General features: G+C 41.4%; 22 protein-coding genes. 14 read left to right on the top strand and 8 right to left on the bottom strand.

Annotation, left to right across the window (positions count from 1 at the left end):
- Positions 1-44 precede the first annotated feature (44 nt).
- Positions 45-371, bottom strand: coding sequence for a YnfA family protein (locus MHI60_RS03375; protein WP_024425817.1), 327 nt, complete (start codon positions 369-371; stop codon positions 45-47).
- A gap of 356 nt (positions 372-727) precedes the next feature.
- Between MHI60_RS03375 and MHI60_RS03370 the strand changes: the two genes are divergently transcribed.
- The 6 genes from MHI60_RS03370 (at position 728) to MHI60_RS03345 (ending at position 4575) form a co-directional block, all read left to right on the top strand.
- Positions 728-1294, top strand: coding sequence for a sigma-70 family RNA polymerase sigma factor (locus MHI60_RS03370; RefSeq protein WP_095408009.1), 567 nt, complete (start codon positions 728-730; stop codon positions 1292-1294).
- A complete protein-coding gene (locus tag MHI60_RS03365) occupies positions 1291-2037 on the top strand; it encodes an anti-sigma factor (RefSeq protein WP_095408010.1) in 747 nt (248 codons plus the stop codon). Before MHI60_RS03370 ends, MHI60_RS03365 begins: the two co-directional genes overlap by 4 nt.
- 100 nt (positions 2038-2137) lie before the next feature.
- The gene (locus tag MHI60_RS03360; protein WP_095408011.1) at positions 2138-2641 is read left to right on the top strand and encodes a hypothetical protein; all 504 of its coding nucleotides are present in this window, start codon (positions 2138-2140) and stop codon (positions 2639-2641) included.
- A 90-nt stretch (positions 2642-2731) separates the two neighbouring features.
- The gene (locus tag MHI60_RS03355; protein ID WP_144472411.1) at positions 2732-3757 is read left to right on the top strand and encodes a zinc-binding alcohol dehydrogenase family protein; all 1026 of its coding nucleotides are present in this window, start codon (positions 2732-2734) and stop codon (positions 3755-3757) included.
- Positions 3754-4281 carry a YfiT family bacillithiol transferase gene (locus MHI60_RS03350; RefSeq protein WP_095408013.1) on the top strand — a complete coding sequence of 176 codons (528 nt, stop codon included), beginning with the start codon at positions 3754-3756 and terminating at the stop codon, positions 4279-4281. Before MHI60_RS03355 ends, MHI60_RS03350 begins: the two co-directional genes overlap by 4 nt.
- 12 nt (positions 4282-4293) lie before the next feature.
- Positions 4294-4575 carry a hypothetical protein gene (locus MHI60_RS03345; RefSeq protein ID WP_144472409.1) on the top strand — a complete coding sequence of 94 codons (282 nt, stop codon included), beginning with the start codon at positions 4294-4296 and terminating at the stop codon, positions 4573-4575.
- 23 nt (positions 4576-4598) lie between these two features.
- On the opposite strand, the gene MHI60_RS03340 is transcribed toward MHI60_RS03345, so the two are convergent.
- Positions 4599-5078 (bottom strand): MarR family transcriptional regulator, encoded by a 480-nt coding sequence (locus tag MHI60_RS03340; RefSeq protein ID WP_024425228.1) that lies wholly within the window; start codon positions 5076-5078, stop codon positions 4599-4601.
- A gap of 169 nt (positions 5079-5247) precedes the next feature.
- Between MHI60_RS03340 and mprF the strand changes: the two genes are divergently transcribed.
- The 3 genes from mprF to MHI60_RS03325 all read left to right on the top strand — a co-directional run bounded on the left by mprF (position 5248) and on the right by MHI60_RS03325 (position 9260).
- On the top strand, positions 5248-7818 hold the full coding sequence (mprF, locus tag MHI60_RS03335; RefSeq protein ID WP_144485694.1) for a bifunctional lysylphosphatidylglycerol flippase/synthetase MprF: 2571 nt from the start codon (positions 5248-5250) through the stop codon (positions 7816-7818).
- A 92-nt stretch (positions 7819-7910) separates the two neighbouring features.
- Positions 7911-8459: a thioredoxin family protein gene (locus tag MHI60_RS03330; RefSeq protein WP_024425227.1), complete on the top strand. Its 549-nt coding sequence runs from the start codon at positions 7911-7913 to the stop codon at positions 8457-8459.
- Positions 8460-8792: 333 nt separating this feature from the next.
- A complete protein-coding gene (locus MHI60_RS03325; RefSeq protein WP_024425226.1) occupies positions 8793-9260 on the top strand; it encodes a DUF393 domain-containing protein in 468 nt (155 codons plus the stop codon).
- 36 nt (positions 9261-9296) lie between these two features.
- Here the strand turns inward: MHI60_RS03325 and MHI60_RS03320 are convergent, their stop codons facing one another.
- A complete protein-coding gene (locus MHI60_RS03320) occupies positions 9297-10553 on the bottom strand; it encodes a transcriptional regulator (RefSeq protein WP_144485692.1) in 1257 nt (418 codons plus the stop codon).
- A 273-nt stretch (positions 10554-10826) separates the two neighbouring features.
- Between MHI60_RS03320 and MHI60_RS03315 the strand changes: the two genes are divergently transcribed.
- Positions 10827-11414, top strand: coding sequence for a nitroreductase (locus MHI60_RS03315; RefSeq protein WP_144485689.1), 588 nt, complete (start codon positions 10827-10829; stop codon positions 11412-11414).
- A 38-nt stretch (positions 11415-11452) separates the two neighbouring features.
- Here MHI60_RS03315 and MHI60_RS03310 read toward each other — a convergent pair whose 3' ends face one another.
- The 3 genes from MHI60_RS03310 to MHI60_RS03300 form a co-directional block, all read right to left on the bottom strand.
- Entirely contained in the window at positions 11453-11608 is a 156-nt protein-coding gene (locus MHI60_RS03310) for a YfhD family protein (RefSeq protein ID WP_024425223.1), read from the bottom strand.
- A gap of 61 nt (positions 11609-11669) precedes the next feature.
- The gene (locus tag MHI60_RS03305; protein ID WP_017358836.1) at positions 11670-11780 is read right to left on the bottom strand and encodes a YfhE family protein; all 111 of its coding nucleotides are present in this window, start codon (positions 11778-11780) and stop codon (positions 11670-11672) included.
- A 52-nt stretch (positions 11781-11832) separates the two neighbouring features.
- Positions 11833-12729, bottom strand: coding sequence for a TIGR01777 family oxidoreductase (locus tag MHI60_RS03300; RefSeq protein WP_144485687.1), 897 nt, complete (start codon positions 12727-12729; stop codon positions 11833-11835).
- A 94-nt stretch (positions 12730-12823) separates the two neighbouring features.
- Here MHI60_RS03300 and recX point away from each other — a divergent pair, with 94 nt between their 5' ends.
- Both recX and MHI60_RS03290 read left to right on the top strand, forming a co-directional pair.
- Positions 12824-13615, top strand: coding sequence for a recombination regulator RecX (gene recX, locus MHI60_RS03295; protein ID WP_024425808.1), 792 nt, complete (start codon positions 12824-12826; stop codon positions 13613-13615).
- 3 nt (positions 13616-13618) lie between these two features.
- Positions 13619-13933, top strand: coding sequence for a YfhH family protein (locus MHI60_RS03290; RefSeq protein ID WP_144485685.1), 315 nt, complete (start codon positions 13619-13621; stop codon positions 13931-13933).
- 97 nt (positions 13934-14030) lie between these two features.
- Here MHI60_RS03290 and MHI60_RS03285 read toward each other — a convergent pair whose 3' ends face one another.
- The gene (locus MHI60_RS03285; RefSeq protein WP_008360604.1) at positions 14031-14204 is read right to left on the bottom strand and encodes a YpzG family protein; all 174 of its coding nucleotides are present in this window, start codon (positions 14202-14204) and stop codon (positions 14031-14033) included.
- Positions 14205-14229: 25 nt separating this feature from the next.
- On the bottom strand, positions 14230-14379 hold the full coding sequence (locus MHI60_RS03280; RefSeq protein WP_003217849.1) for a small, acid-soluble spore protein K: 150 nt from the start codon (positions 14377-14379) through the stop codon (positions 14230-14232).
- A 116-nt stretch (positions 14380-14495) separates the two neighbouring features.
- Here MHI60_RS03280 and MHI60_RS03275 point away from each other — a divergent pair, with 116 nt between their 5' ends.
- Entirely contained in the window at positions 14496-14768 is a 273-nt protein-coding gene (locus MHI60_RS03275) for a YfhJ family protein (RefSeq protein WP_024425219.1), read from the top strand.
- Positions 14769-15067: 299 nt separating this feature from the next.
- Positions 15068-16051 carry a glycosyltransferase family 2 protein gene (locus MHI60_RS03270; protein ID WP_144485683.1) on the top strand — a complete coding sequence of 328 codons (984 nt, stop codon included), beginning with the start codon at positions 15068-15070 and terminating at the stop codon, positions 16049-16051.
- The last annotated feature ends 75 nt before the right edge of the window (positions 16052-16126 follow it).

The following is a 16126-nucleotide window of genomic DNA, read 5'->3' as shown; positions in this document are numbered from 1 at the left end:
CTAAAAATCATTTTAGCCCTTTTTGATGTATAGAAAATGAGAAATTAACTGCGAGGCGCAAATAACATCACACTGACTCCAGCCAAACAGATCAAAGCACCCATCCAGTCATATAGATCAGGTGTTTTTCGATCGACCCACCAGCCCCAAAACACAGCAAGAATGACAAAAACACCGCCATAGGCAGCGTAAACCCGTCCGAAAGTCGGAAACTGCTGGAAGGTTGGAATGACGCCATATGCAACCAAGATGAGGCTGCCGGCGATCCCAAAGCTGACAGGTTTTGCTTCACGCAGCCAAAGCCATACCAAATAGCCTCCGCCAATTTCTGCTAAACCTGCTAATAAAAAAAGAACAATCGTCACCATCATATACGGACACTCCAATTTCTCCAATTTACACCCTATTATGACATGTGGAAAGAATGCGTTCTACCTCAATTGAATTGAGAGGGAGACGAGAGCTTGCTAAAATCAACTGATCAGAGAGTGGTCACACATGGATTCTTGACTTTTGTACCATAAGTGATCCAAATGGTTTGTTATGTCGTAAAGTAAATACATTCTCATGAGGAGCACACTTCCTTTTTCAGCGCTCTTTTTTTCTCCTTGAAAAAAGAGTAAAGTACAAGGTAGGCTTATTTCAGCAAATCGAGTGATAAGCAATACGTGAAGGATTTCATGATGGATGCGCATGCTCTTTCTCATGAAAAAGGAAGGAGATGACCATGGACACATTGCAAGATTTTGAGCTGTATCACAAGATCAAATATGATCGTCACAAGCCCTCGCTTGAAGTGCTGTACGATCGTTATGAACGTGTGTTATATTCGTTTATTTATAAAATGACTGGCAGCCGTGAGCTCGCGGAGGAAGTGCTTCAAGAGGTCTTTATCAAGCTCTGGCGCGGCATAGGAGAATATCATACGGATAAAGGGAAATTCTCCTCGTGGTTATTCATGATGTCACGAAACACGGCCATTGATCTCATAAGAAAGAACCGGAATGAAACGGCTTTGGAAGATGAGCATATTGAATATTTAGCCGATCATCAAGAAGATGTATCAAAAGAAGTGGAATGGAACGAGGAAAAACAAATCATACGTGAAGCAGTATCTACACTGTCAAAAGAACAGCAAGCCATCATAGAAGATGTCTATTTTAAAGGGATGACACAAAAGAGCATCGCGGAAAAGCTGGGCATCCCTATTGGTACGGTAAAGGGAAGGGTTCGATTGTCATTAAAGCATTTGCGATCAAAACTGTCTCGCGGAGGAAAGGAGGAAGAGGCATGACTCAGTGTAAACATCAAGTGATTGATTATTTCAACGGGCATTTACAAGGAGAAGAAAACGCGCAATTTGAAGAGCACATCAAGCACTGCTCAGCTTGCAAAGAAGAGCTTGAAGAATTGACATCGCTCATGTCTGACATTCCATTTCTAGCCGAAGACCAAACACCTCCGGCAGGGATGAAAGACCGTATTTTATCCCAGGTGTTTGAAGAAGAGACAGTAGAAGAAAAGAATAGCCATAGAAAAGAGCTCAAGGCTGCATCTGAGCCAAACGAAATCAAACCACTGAAAAAGAAACGAAACCAGTGGCTCCTACCGCTCGTTGCGGCATTGCTTCTTATTTCAGCAGCTGGAAATGTGTATTTCTTAACGAATGGAAAAGAACAGGCGGAAGAACCTGTCAGAGTTGTTGCCACAAAATCACTGGCATCGTCCGCATCACCAAAAACGACAGGTGCTTTTTCAGTGATAGAGCATAACGGCAAAAAAGAACTTGTTGTGAGTGCAGATGGCTTAAAGGGTCAGCTTGATTCATCTGCTGTTTATCAAGTGTGGCTCATTAAAGGAGATCAGCCGGTGCCAGCCGGTGCCTTTAAAACAGATAACAAAGGGGAAGGAACCGTCACCTATGCGTTATCTGAAAAAGAAGCAAGCGAATCATGGGATACCGTCGCTGTTACCCTTGAACCAAAAAAGGATAACAAGCTTCCGCAAGGTCCTGTCGTACTAAGCGCTGCTTTTTAAGTTTGATTCATGAAAAGGATGCCTTCTTGAGGCATCCTTTTTTGATAGCGAAGGGGAACATTTCGGCCAATGAAACGTAGTACATATGGAGGTGAAACAGATGAAAACATCCATAGAAAAAGACCTATTTCTCTTATCAGTTAGACACGCATTGATTGCCTGTTATTTTTTAGTGTTTCCGTTCGTTGCACAAGTCCTTTATACCCCGTCACCTTTATTGATCGCCCTCATCGCTCTTTTTATGATTCATAACCTAACAGAAAGTATCATTTGGTTCTACAAATCGAGAAAGATTAGAAAGCACCAGTCTGGTGATCTATCAAAACGCTGGCATGTCTTTAGCCAGCTCGTCCAAAGACTTGAACAGCTCATCATCCTCGGTTTTATAATTCTATTGATTAATGAATGGATACAAGGAAGGGCGGATCTATCTACACTCTCATTCACTTTTTTCCTATTGATCGTTGTTTTTCTGCAGCACATTCAGTTTTACTACGTTCAGCTGTTTTTTAAATCCAACAGCTGGTTCACTTATGTTCCTTCATTGCAAAAGGCACGTCCTTCATACATGGCGAGAGAGCGAAAGGCCCTGAAAAGGTCATAAATGTGCCATCACTCGTTTGATCCAGCCATAAACATCAGAAAATTATGATAAAATGTGGAAAGAAAGAATGGAGAAAGGGAGTGCGAGCGAGTGAAAGCAGTTGGACTATTGGAGTATTTGCCGATTGAGCATGAGCAAAGCCTGATGGATCAGGAGGTTGAAAAGCCTAAAGTGTCTGGCAGAGATGTACTGGTGAAGATAGAGGCTGTGTCCGTGAATCCAGTTGATACAAAGGTGAGATCACCGAAGGATCAGAAGGAGAAAAAACTGAAAATTCTAGGCTATGATGCAAGCGGTACGGTTGTTGAAGTAGGTGAATCGTGTACATTGTTTCAGCCAGGTGATCACGTATACTACGCGGGAGATATTACGCGTCAAGGGTCGAATAGTGAATATCAGCTTGTGGATGAGCGTATTGTGGCGAAAAAGCCTGCCAATCTATCCTTTGCAGAAGCCGCCGCGATGCCCCTTACAACAATTACGGCTTATGAGGCTTTATTTGACCGGATGCATATGAAGCGGAATGCTGAAGGCTCAACCTTGCTGATTATTGGTGGTGCAGGCGGTGTTGGGTCTATCGCCATTCAACTAGCCAAATTAGCGAAGGCAACTGTGATCGCTACCGCATCAAGACCAGAAACAAAAGAGTGGTGTCTGTCATTAGGAGCCGATCATATCATTGATCATCATCAGCCGCTTTTAGCGCAGCTCGAGGAAAAAGGAATAGGCGAAGTGGATTTTATTTTATGCTTAAATGATACAGATGGACATTTCAAAGGCATGGCAGAAGCTATCAAACCGCAAGGCACGATCTGTACCATTGTCGAAAACGAGCACAACCTAGACATTCAATTACTCAAAAATAAAAGTGCGGCATTTGTATGGGAATTCATGTTCACACGCCCTATGTATGAAACAGCGGACATGATCAAACAGCATGAGCTTTTGACAGAGGCGGGTGAGTTATTTGAGCAGGGAAAAATAACGCATACCTTAACAAAGGTTCTCAGTCCGATTAATGCTGCTAACTTGAAGCAGGCACATCAAACACTTGAGCAAGGTAAGATGATTGGAAAATTTGTGCTTGAAGGATTTGAGGGAGGAGAGAGCGTATGACGTCATTACAATATCCGATTGGCTTATATGAACCGGTAGAAACAAAAACGAAAGCCCAGCTTGAAGCATGGATGGATCAGCTGGCTGCAATCCCCGAAGAGTATGAAGCGGTGACCGCACCGCTGACAGATGCTCAGCTTGATACACCTTATCGGCCGGGAGGATGGACTGTTCGTCAGCTCATTCACCACGTAGCAGACAGCCATCTGAATGCATACTTACGATTCAAACTTGCTCTCACAGAAGATACACCGGACATACGTCCATATGATCAGGAGGGATTTGCCTCACTTCCTGACAGCAAGGCGCCCATTAGTTTATCTCTGCCTTTGATTAGCAGTCTGCATCGCAGGTGGGTCACTTTACTGCGGGGAATGTCAGAGGAAGACTTCAACGCTTCTTATTATCACCCTGCCGATCAACAAACGGTGTCCTTATATGATGCAACGGGAATGTACGTCTGGCATTCAAAGCATCACCTTGCCCATATCACGGAATTAATCAAAAGAAATCAGTGGAATTAAAGGAGTAAACGCATGTCTGGAAGAAGAATTGTCGGCGCCATGTTTATTTGTATGGCTGCATTGTTTTATTTAGCGAAATATGTTCTTTTTGAGATACGCTATAGTAACAGCTTAGGCTCAGAAAGAACGATTGAGGAACTTGAACAGCTGCTCCCTGGCGGTACGTGGATCAGCATCTTTTTTCTCATCATCGGTTTAGCCTATCTTTTATGGGATGACAGGGAAGTGATTCGTAAAAATCTTATCACCCCAGATCGACAAGTAGAAGAAACAAAAAAGACGGACTCCAAGTGACCGTCTTTTTTCCTTTTCTTTTGTTAGCCGCGTTCAGGACGCAGTGCTTTTTCTAAGATAGCAAGGCCTTCATTGACTTTTTCTTTTTCCTCGTCATTGAGCCGCTGCAGGGAATTTTTGATTTTTTCGTGTCCTTTTTGATAAATGCTTCTGAAAATATTTTTCGCTTCCTCTGTCAGCTCTACAACAATGATTCTCCGGTCACGCTCAGAGTGCTTTCGCACGACAAAGTTAGACTGTTCTAACCGGTCAAGCAGACCTGTCATATTGGACAAAGAAGCGCCCATTTTTTCAGCGATTTCGGATACTTTGAGAGAGCCATGGTTATTGAGCAGCATGAGCACCTTCATTTGAGGCATACTCATATCAAGCTTCATCCATTCAGAAACATCTCCAAGACCTGCAGCTGTGAGCACTTTCATATAAAGAACCCATGTCTTTTTTTCCTCTGGAGATAGAATCTCTTCTTTTAATACGGTGGTGTCATGAATATTATATTCCACGCTTGTTCACTTCCTTTAAGCGGCTCTTTTTCTTTATATTACTGATTTTTACTTCTAATTGAAAGGTTCGTCAAGCTTTTGAATGTTAAACTGCATGAATTAAGTGGTATTTGTTGTATAATAATGGTCAGTTGAAATAATTGAAGCAACCTAGAAAGTTGGGAAAAACATGTGGAACAAAAAAACGGGTATGACGGTCTTAAAAATGCTTTTTCCGATCGTGATTATCCTTGTCTTGATCTTTGTCGCGAAGCAGGAGCTGAGCGGACTTTCCATTAAAAAGACGTTTTATATTATTGACAGCTTGAACCGAATGGACTTGTTTATTCTTGTTTTTCTTGGACTTGTCGCGGTTTTATCGATGTCCTTATATGATTTTATTTTACGAAAAAGCCTGAATATGCCGATCAGCGGCTGGAAAACGATTCGCATTTCCTGGATTGCGAACTCCTTTAACAGCGTTCTTGGATTTGGCGGTCTATCAGGAGCAGGGCTTAGAACGCTTCTCTATAAGGAGTACATAACAGATACGAAAAAATTGCTGAAAGGCATTGCCCTTTTGACTTCCTCTGTCCTTTTGGGCTTATCTATTTTCAGTGATTTGATCTTGGTCAGGGTGCTTCCTGTTGAAAGTATTATCAGCCAGGAGCCGTGGCTATGGGCATTTGTCATTATCTTTGCCTGTATTGTACCGATTTATATCGTCATGGCATCCCTTCGAAAAAGCTCGATTGAGAGCAGTGAAAATGGACTGAAACATCCAATTTACGCTTATATCGGTGCATCGTTTTTAGAATGGCTGGCAGCTGGTCTTGTCATGTACATGGCTGTCGTCTCTATGGGAATGAATGTCGATGTCCGAATTGTATTAGGTGTATTTGCGATTGCGTCAATCGGCGGTTTAATCAGTATGGTTCCGGGCGGATTTGGTTCGTTTGACCTCATCTTTTTACTGAGCATGCAGTACATTGGTTTCGATAAAGAAATGGTGCTGACGGCGCTCGTCTTGTACCGCTTCGTGTACTCAATCTTCCCGTTTATCTTAGGGCTTTGTCTAGCTGCTTACGATTTAACGGGAACGACACTTAGACGCCTTGAAGGCAATCCGAAGATGGCGCCTGCCATTGAAACAACGAACGTCTTAATTGTTTTGCACCGTGCTTTATTAATCCGTTTATTGTACGGATCATTATCGATTTTAACCTTTGGAAGCGGCTTGCTTATCATGGCGTCTGTTGTGCTTCCGGTCGATCGATTAGGTGTGATTACCAGCATTCCGCGCTTTCTGTTATCGGGATTTAATGGTCTTTCTTTAATGTTCGGAATCATTCTGATGATTTTGTCCATTGAAGTGTATAAAAGAACGAAAAGGTCGTACGTGCTGACAATGATCTCCTTAGCAGGCGGTTTTGTGTTCACTTTGTTAAAGGGATTTAACCTCAGTCTGATCTTTATTTTGCCAGTCATCATGGCTGTGTTTTTCTCTCTTCGGAATCAATTTGTGAAGCAGCAGGCACCTTATTCCTTGAATCAGTTTGTGGCGGCAGCCGCTGGTTATTTACTCGTGCTGTTTAACTATAATGTCATTGGCAACTTTATTTGGACAAAAATCGGGCATTTCTTGAGTAAGGATTACTTGGTGCATAATGAACGGCATATCACGATGACAAGCATGATCGCTCTCATCGGTGTACCGCTTTTCTTCTTCATTAGTAAATTGATCTTTAATAAGAAAGCATTTCCGATTGGAGAAAAAGCAGATGAGGAAAAACTAAAATCGTTTTTAGAAGAAAAGGGCGGAAATGCTCTCAGTCATCTTGGCTTTTTAGGCGACAAAAAACTATTTTTCTCAAGTGATGGAGAAGCGATGCTTCAGTTTGGGCGAATTGGGCGCTGCGTCATTGTGCTCGGAGATCCATCTGGACGTGAGGCGTCTTATCCGCTTGTACTTGAAGAGTTTTTAAAGGAGACAGAAAAAGCCGGCTACCGCGTTGCTTTTTATCAAGTAGAACGAGAAGGAATGGCTCTCTATCATGACTTAGGCTTTCACTTCTTTAAGCTTGGGGAAGAAGCCATGGTCGATTTAGAAACGTTTTCTCTGTCAGGTAAGAAAAAATCAAATTTACGAGCTGTGGCGAATAAGTTTGAACGAGAAGGCTACACCTTTGAAATGCTGGAACCGCCCTTTTCGGATGAGTTGATCTCAACCTTAAAACAGATCTCTGACAGCTGGCTCGGAAAGAAAAAAGAAAAAGGATTTTCGCTCGGTTATTTTCAAGAAGACTATCTACAAAAGGCACCGATTGCAATTCTAAAGGATGAACAAGGGCAGATCATTTCCTTTGTATCATTGATGCCGATGTATCAAGAAGGGGAGATTTCCATCGATTTAATGCGTCATATGCATGATGCACCGAATGGGATGATGGATGCGCTGTTTATCCACCTGTTTCAATGGGCGAAAGAAAAAGGCTACAAATCGTTTAACATGGGAATGGCACCTTTATCGAATGTAGGGACGTTCCACCAGTCCTTTCTCACGGAGCGTTTGGCAAGTGTCATTTTCAACAATGTCAGATATATGTACAGTTTCAGCGGCTTACGGTCGTTTAAACAGAAATATAAGCCTGAATGGCGCGGGAAATATTTAGCGTATAAAAAGAATACGTCACTTCCTGTCACAATGGTGCTTGTCACCAAGCTGATCGGGATGGACCCCAATCGAAAGCGGCGTCCATAAACCAAAAGACCTTTACCTTTCACTAGGTGAAGGTTTTTTTAGACAAAAGAATAGCAAAAGTGGTAAAGTTGAAGGGTAAGGGGGATGTTCATATGACATTAAATGAATGGTTTACAAAGGGATTAGCTGAACGTACATATGTACACAATATGGAGAAAAACCGGGAAAATCTGCTCACGGTGTACAACCAGTACGCAATTCATCAAAAAGAAAAAGAACTGCTGCAAAAGCTGCAAAAGAAAAAACTCAGAGCGCTTGTCATCACTGCGGATTGGTGCGGAGATGCGATGGTCAATGTACCGATTTTCATGCGTATTGCAAATGAAGCACTCATTGATGCGCGCTATTTCATTCGGGATGAGCATCTAGACCTGATGGATCAGTATTTAACGAACGGGACCGCAAGATCGATTCCGATTATCGTCATCATTGATCAGGATGGGAATGAAGTGGGGAAATGGGGACCTCGCTCAGCAGAAGCACAGCGCTTTGTCGACGAGAAAAAACCGGACAAAGATGCACCTGATTATGAAGAAGCTTTTCAAGTATTTGCGAAAGAAGCCGCACATCACTATACGACAGACCGCTACTTATGGAAAGATATTGAGAAAGAAATAGTAGAAGTTTTGGCAAAAATATAAACCAAAAGACTACTTCGCCGCAATGGGAAGTAGTCTTTTTTTATCTTGTTTTTGCGTTTTACCTACAAAACCACCGCATAAAGATGTAGAAAACCGCAGAATTCTATCAAATACCGCAGAAAACCGCAAAGCACCACGATTTTCCCAACCACTTTTAGTTGAAAAACCTCATATATGCCATGAAATCAATGATTTTGCCCTTATCCAAAGGCTCATATAACGCACAACGGTTGGCTTTTTCCCAATACAAGAGGCCCAGCAACTATAGTAATCTAGTTGTAATCTCCTTTGAACGAACTAAAAAAATGACGGAAAAGGACAGGCGATCAATTTATGAAAAAAATCATTTATCTCGATCAAGAAAAAAAGAAGCTCGCTGAATCGAAAAAAAGAGAACAGCGTTCCATTAAATCACTGAGGCTGCTTGTGTTTTATGACGGACAAAGCCCTGCATGTGCAAAAACGATTGATGTGTTAAGATCACTCGATTGGAAAAATCGGATTCACTTTGAATCCTTTAGACACTCGCAGCTGCTCAGGCTGAATAAAATCAGTGAAGAGAAGGCGGAAAAACGAATTGTGTCTATTTCCCTAGCCAAAAATCAAAAGAATTCAGGGATTTATACTTGGCTGCGTATGGCTTGCCATATCCCTGCTTTATGGGGAACGGTCCCATTCATCGTGCTCAGTATTTGGCTTGGCTTTGGACAGCATGCGTACGATTTCTTTGCAAAAAGACGGTATATTCATTCTGTCAAACGGGTGAACCATCATGATACAGATCAACAAGAGACCATTTAAAAAATAGAAAAAGCATGACCTTCGATCGGCAGAAGGTCATGCTTTTTTGTAATAGGGAAGATATACTGTTAAATGATCTAACAGTTTCTTTGTGTAGGACTTATAGGCCTGCTCATCAAGCTCAGCACCTGCATAGGTAAGCAAGGTTCTAAGCGCAAACAAATATTCACTGTGCAGCTCATTGTGTTCAAAGTAAGGAAGGGCTGCTTCGACCAAATAGGTTTTCAAATCAAGAGGGTTTTCCTCAATCATCAATTTATAGATTTTGATCATATATAAACAGTTTGGCTGAATACGAGGCTGTTTTAACAGCTCGTGTATGTAGGGAAGTGCTTTTTTGCGGTCATATTCAGCATATAGTGTCGCAATTTCATATAGCGTTTCACAGTAACGATCTTCTATCTGTTCTTGATTAAAGTAATTGAGTGAATCTAGTAAATAAGGCACAGATGAAGAGAAATCACCTTCACGTTTTAAGAGCACCCCGTAATAAAAATACGCGGACATTTTAATATAGGCATCAGGGTGAAGGGACGTGTGCAAAATCACTTCCTTTATATATTTTTTCGCAGTTTGATAGGCTTTTAGTTCAAGTGAGATCACGCCGTGAATGAGTGTACAGTGAATAATCCGCTTGAAATTGTTCTTTTGTCTATATAAATCCATCGCTTGATGTGTCGCTTCAAGTGCATCACCCAGCTGTCCCATGTTTCCAAGTGCTTTTGCATAGTGATAATACAAATCACTTTGTTCGACTGAAGCGTAGGAAAAGCAGCTTTCAAGCTTTTTCAGCCCATCTTCAAGCTGACCAATTTTAATTTGATGAATGCCGTCAAGATATTCAAAAATTTCTTTTTCCGTTTCAATAAAGGTTTTTTCGAATTTTTTGAGCACGCGGTGTGTTTTTAAGGCAAGCGGCTGTTTATCCGTTAATAAATAAAATTGAAATAAGGACAAATGATACTGAATGCCTAAATCGAGCGAAAAGAACTGCTCCTCATGCTGAATAATCATTTCTGCATTTTGTTCAGCCTGATCGAGAGCATAGAAATACATATTCATTTGAAACTCATCCAAAAGTGACAGTAGATGACGCGCCTTTTGTGACAGCTTTTCTTGGCTGATGCCAAGCCGTTCAAGCAGCAGATTGATCGTATCTTGATTGGCCTCCTTTGAGCCATTTTCAATTTTACTTAAATGAGAGACAGAACAAATTCCTTCTGCCAATTCAGATTGGGTCATATTTTGTTTATAACGGTAGAGTTTAATGATTTGTCCAATATTGATTTTCATTCCATTCAGAAGCCTCCCTTCCAATCATGGTTGAAAGCCTTTTGACAAAAAAACAGATCAGATAAAATGGTAATACTTGATAATCATTTCATCATCTTGGCTTTTTTCTCAAAATTTGTTTAAAACGTAATATGATTGTAACATTACTTGAAAAAGTCAAACAACTATTTAGCAGACGGGGAGGAGGGATACTTGATTTGCAACTGCACGAGATGACGTTTATAATGTGAATGAGAATCAATTTCAATTAAGTTGATTGAAAGGATGACATATATGCCAGAAACGAAACAACAAACAGAAGCGTTAACGGTTCGAGACGCTGTCAGATATAGACGATCGATTCGAAAATTCAAAGACACACCGGTGACGATTGAGCAGCTTCAGCCGTTATTAGAGGATGCGGTCTATGCACCGAACCATAAAATCACGGAGCCGTGGCGCTTTTTATATGCGGTGACGGAAGAAGCCAAAGCGACTTTTGTAGAACGCTTCATTGCTTTCTTTCAGCGCAACAATCCAGATGCAAAAGAAGAAAAAATCAATCATTACAGAGATTACTTCTCCAAGGTCCCAGCGCTTTTACTTGTCGTACTAAAAGAAGACGAGAACCGTGTGGTGAGAAATGATGATTTTGCCGCCGTGAGCGCGCTCATTCAAAATCTTCAGCTGCTTGCGTGGGATCAAGGGATCGGTATGGTATGGAAGAGCGGACGTATTTTATACGACAAAGGCTTTCAACAAGACATGGGATTAAAGGAAAACGAACGGTTTGCTGCGATCCTTCATATAGGTTATCCAGAAGAGGTGCCTGAGGAAAAATCACGTCAGAAAGCATCAAGTCTTCTTACTGAAATCAAATAAAAGAAAAGCAGACCGCTGAATAAGGTCTGCTTTTTTACTTATTGTTTTTTGGCGCGCTGATCGGCTGCTTTCATACGTGCCATTGCTTTTACGTCATTCGGATCTGCAAGTTCTTTGGAAAATTCAACATATTCGCCATCCGTCTCTTGTGCCGCGAGCTCGTGGTTGGATTTTTTGTGTTGGTCTTTTTTCAAAGCCTTTCCCTCCTTTACAAGATCACTTTAGTTATGTGCTTGTTGGAGGGGAATATCCGTCTTATTTGTTTCTTTTTTCTGCTGCTCTTTCCGCTTTTTTGAATTCCTGCTGATACAGGACTTCCTGGGTTTTCTTCAGTTTCGAAGTTGGCTGGTGTTCTTTTTTCTTCATCAAAATCGCCCCCTCATATCATTTCTAATAGGATGGGTGTTTTTGACAACATTTATTCCTTAGAATGCAAAATCGCTTCTTTTAGTTCAGGATGCAAAAAGTCATAAGAAGAAAGCAGTGCCTTTTTCGGAAGAGCACGCTGACCTTCTAAAACAAGTAATGACATTTCGCCAAGTATCGTTTTCATCGCAAAAGATGGGACCTTCAGCCAATGAGGACGGTGAAGGACAGAGGCGATGGTTTGTCCGAGCTGTTTCATTTGAACAGGATTCGGAGACGTGACATTAAGTGGTCCTGAAATGTCGTCGTTTTGAATGGCATAATGAATGAGGTGTGCCACATCCTCGACATGTACCCATGAAACCCATTGTGTGCCAGAGCCCATGGTCCCGCCGGCAAACAGCTTATATGGCAGTGCCATCAGTGGCAGTGTCCCTTTTTCTCCTAACACGACGCCAAAGCGTGTGTAGACCGTACGAATGCCGAGGGCTTCAATCTTTTGTCCCTCAGCCTCCCAAAGCTTTGATGTATGACTTAAGAAATCAGTATCTGCAGGAGGTGATTCCTCCGTAAAATCTCCTGTTTGAGATGTGCCATAAATTCCGACAGCACTTGCTTGAATCAGCACAGATGGTTTCGATTCCTGCGCTTCTATAATGCGTCTTACTTCTTGTGTTGATTTGAGACGGCTGGAGAGGATGCCTTCTTTTGCCTTGTCTGTCCAGCGTGTAAAAATGGATTTTCCAGCAAGGTTAATCCATACATCGATGGCAGGCAATTCATGCTCAGGCGCAGCACCTTCGGTCAGCCACTGCACATAATGTAAATGATTTTGTTCGGATTCCTTTGGATTTCTTGTTAAAATATATAGATGATGTCCCTCAGCAGCGAGCACTTTTGTGATATGCTGGCCGATAAAACCGGTTCCTCCGGTAATGGCGATATTCAATTGACATCTCTCCTCTCATATACATACCTATATCTTTCACGATTTTGAATCAGAAGAAACATCCTGACTGTTTTGGAAAAGGAGTGATCACAGGATGCCCTATATTACAAAAATTTCTGCTCAGAAAAACAATACAGAGCGGGTAAACATCTTTCTTGATGAAAAGTACGCCTTTAGCGTTGATTTAGATGTGCTCGTCCAGCACGATTTGAAAAAAGGAAAAGAGCTGGACGAAGCAGATATCATTGAGATTCAATTCGGTGATTCGGTGAAAAAAGGATTTCAGCAGGCCGTTGATTATTTATCCTACCGAATGAGATCAGTGAAAGAAGTCACCGATTATTTAACGAAAAAAGAAATCCCTGCACCTGCTATTAGTGAAATTATACACAAATTGAAGCATTATAAGTATGTAAATGATCTTGAATTTGCAGAAGCCTATGTCAGCACCCACCGGAAAACGAACAGTAAAGGACCGTCCGTCTTAAAAAAAGAATTGAAGCTCAAAGGCATAGACGATGACACGATTGAACAGGCGCTATCGCAATACCCTGATGACCTACAGCTCGAGGAAGCTGTAAAGCAGGTGCTCAAGCTTGTCAAAAAAGAAAAAAATCGTTCTGCAAAAGAGATCGAGCAGCGCATCAAGCTGCAGCTGCAGCGAAAAGGATTTTCGTTTGAGATCATTGATAAAGCCCTTCAAGAAGCCTATGATGGACAAGAAGAGGAAAAGGAAGAAGAAGCCCTCCTTTATATGCTGGAGAAGGCAAAACGCAAGGTAGGGTATGACGGATCATTTGAAAAGAAGATGAAAGTGAAGCAATTTTTATTCAGAAAAGGCTTTGATCTCGATACAATTGATCACGTTTTAGACAAAGGGGAATGACAGATGGAAAAACGCTATAGTGAGATGACAGAATACGAATTAAAGCAGGAAATTGCCACCCTTTCTGAAAAAGCACGAAAGGCTGAGCAGCTTGGCATTGTGAATGAATACGCAGTTTTAGAACGGAAAATCGATATGGCGAAAGCCTATTTATTAAATCCAGCCTTGATTCAAACGAAAACAACTTACCAAATCAAAGACACAGAAGAAGAGTTTTATGTAGAATATCTAAATGGCGTTTTTGCGTGGGGATACAGAGTATCGGCTCCAAATAAGGAAGATGCCCTGCCGATTTCAATGCTGACGCAAAAGGACTGAGCCAGCGCGCGGACAAACCCTCGCATTTGCGCTTAGGCAAGAAGAAAAAATGCTAACATTTTAAAAAGGGACTGATCTTAGAGATCAGTCCTTTTCTTTACTTCGAACGCTGTTTACGGACGTTGTTCTGAAGTACGATGTCGTGCTGCGTTTGCTGCGTTTCTCCGTTGACCTGAGAGGCAGAATGCTTTGCATTTGCCCATGGTTGAGGGTAAGCGGTTGTCCTTAATTGAACAAAGTCTGCCATATACGATTTCCCATTTGAACTCATATCTCAAGCACTCCCTTTGGAAAAATTAGCGTTTCCCTGATGCCCTCATACGTTCCTGTGGACGTGTATTCGTTTCACCATTCGGCCGTTTAGAGGCATAAGCATCTGTAGCGCCTGGTTCGCCTTCAAACTTGTGATTTACCTGATTTGGAAAGCCTTTTGCTTTATTACGCATATCGATTCCCTCCAAACAATACAAATCATTTGCGTCTTTTGAAGACGTAAGGGTAGTATATGAAAAAAGAAGTTTTTTTAAAAAGGCACTTTCTGCTAGATGAAGGAGGAACAGGCATGGAACAATACTTTGAGCGACTAACAGAACAACTTATGGAAAAAAACAATATGCTGACATATGACGAAGCACGTACATGGGTAGAACTGCTTTGGAGTGATTTTGAAACGACTTATGCAAAGGCTGGCCGCAAGTATAAAGGACAGGAAACAACAGAACGAATTGTCCAAGAGTGGATCGAGAGCTACGGCGCGCAGCTGCATTTATTTCAAAATAAACAATCAAAGGCAAATGAGCATCTGCAACAAAACAATCGAGGGCTGCTTCACTAAAAGGTTGCCCTTTTACTTCTATTCATCTTTTTCAATCATTAGGAAAATATACAAATGAACAAATAACTTTATGACACAATACCCAGTCTGTGATCGAAATTACAGGCTTTTTACAATGATTAAACTTAAAATTACATTAAATTCATCTTACCGAAAATCACTGGAAATAAAACTCTGATATAATGAAACGATTGAAGACACATGTAATTTATGGATAATAAAAAAGGGTTTCGTTTTCTGACAAAAAAGGAATAATGAACATATCAGACTATATGAAAAAAGTGAAGAGAAGGTGCGATATGGAACGGGAACTGCTCTCTGTGATAATTCCTTCTTACAATGAAGGTGAAAACATCAGACGAATCTTTGAGGCACTCGAGGAAGAGTTTCGCGATTTTCATTATGACTTTGAAATCATCTTTGTGAATGATGGAAGCAAAGACAACACGCTACAATATATGAGAGAGCTCTCTCGCAAAAGTGCAAAAGTTAAATATATTTCCTTTTCGCGTAACTTTGGAAAGGAAGCCGCTATTTTGGCAGGTCTAGAACATGCAAAAGGAGCAGCTGCGATTATTATGGACGCCGATCTGCAGCACCCGACGTATTTAATTCAGGACTTTGTCAGAGGGTATGAAGAAGGTTATCATCAAGTCATTGCCAAACGGAATCGGAAAGGTGACAGCAAGCTGCGCTCATACCTGTCATCTATGTACTATAAGGTGATGAACAAGGTAGTAGAAGTGGACTTGCGTGATGGCGTCGGGGATTTCCGTTTAATTTCACGCCAAGCCATCGATGCACTGCTTCAGCTGAAAGAGGGAAATCGTTTTTCGAAAGGGCTTTTTTGCTGGATTGGGTTTGAAGAAAAGGTCATCTATTATGAAAATGTAGAAAGACAGCATGGTGATACAAAATGGTCACTGAAGAAATTATTTAACTATGGCATAGATGGCGTCATTTCTTTTAACAATCGCCCGCTGCGAATTTGTTTTTATACTGGCATACTAATCTTATTTCTCTCATTGATTTACATCGTAGCCACCTTTATTCAAATCGTCAGAACGGGCATTATAGTGCCGGGGTATTTTACTTTAATATCGGCTGTGCTGTTCCTCGGAGGTGTCCAGCTTTTGAGTCTAGGTGTGATTGGAGAATATATTGGCCGTATCTATTATGAAACGAAAAAGAGGCCGCATTATTTAATCCAGGAATCAAATGTGGTGGAACAAGAGACAAGCTCAAAGGAACAAGACCGAGTGTTAACACAGTTATTTAAATAACGTGGAGTCAAATAACCGGCAAGCACGAATCGCTTGCTGGGTTGTTTTGTTTCAAAGAACAGTGGATCTTTTGTG

Source organism: Bacillus sp. FSL K6-3200 (assembly GCF_038630485.1).
GTDB classification, from domain to species: Bacteria; Bacillota; Bacilli; order Bacillales; family Bacillaceae; genus Bacillus; species Bacillus safensis.
This window is presented reverse-complemented; position numbering and strand designations above follow the sequence as displayed.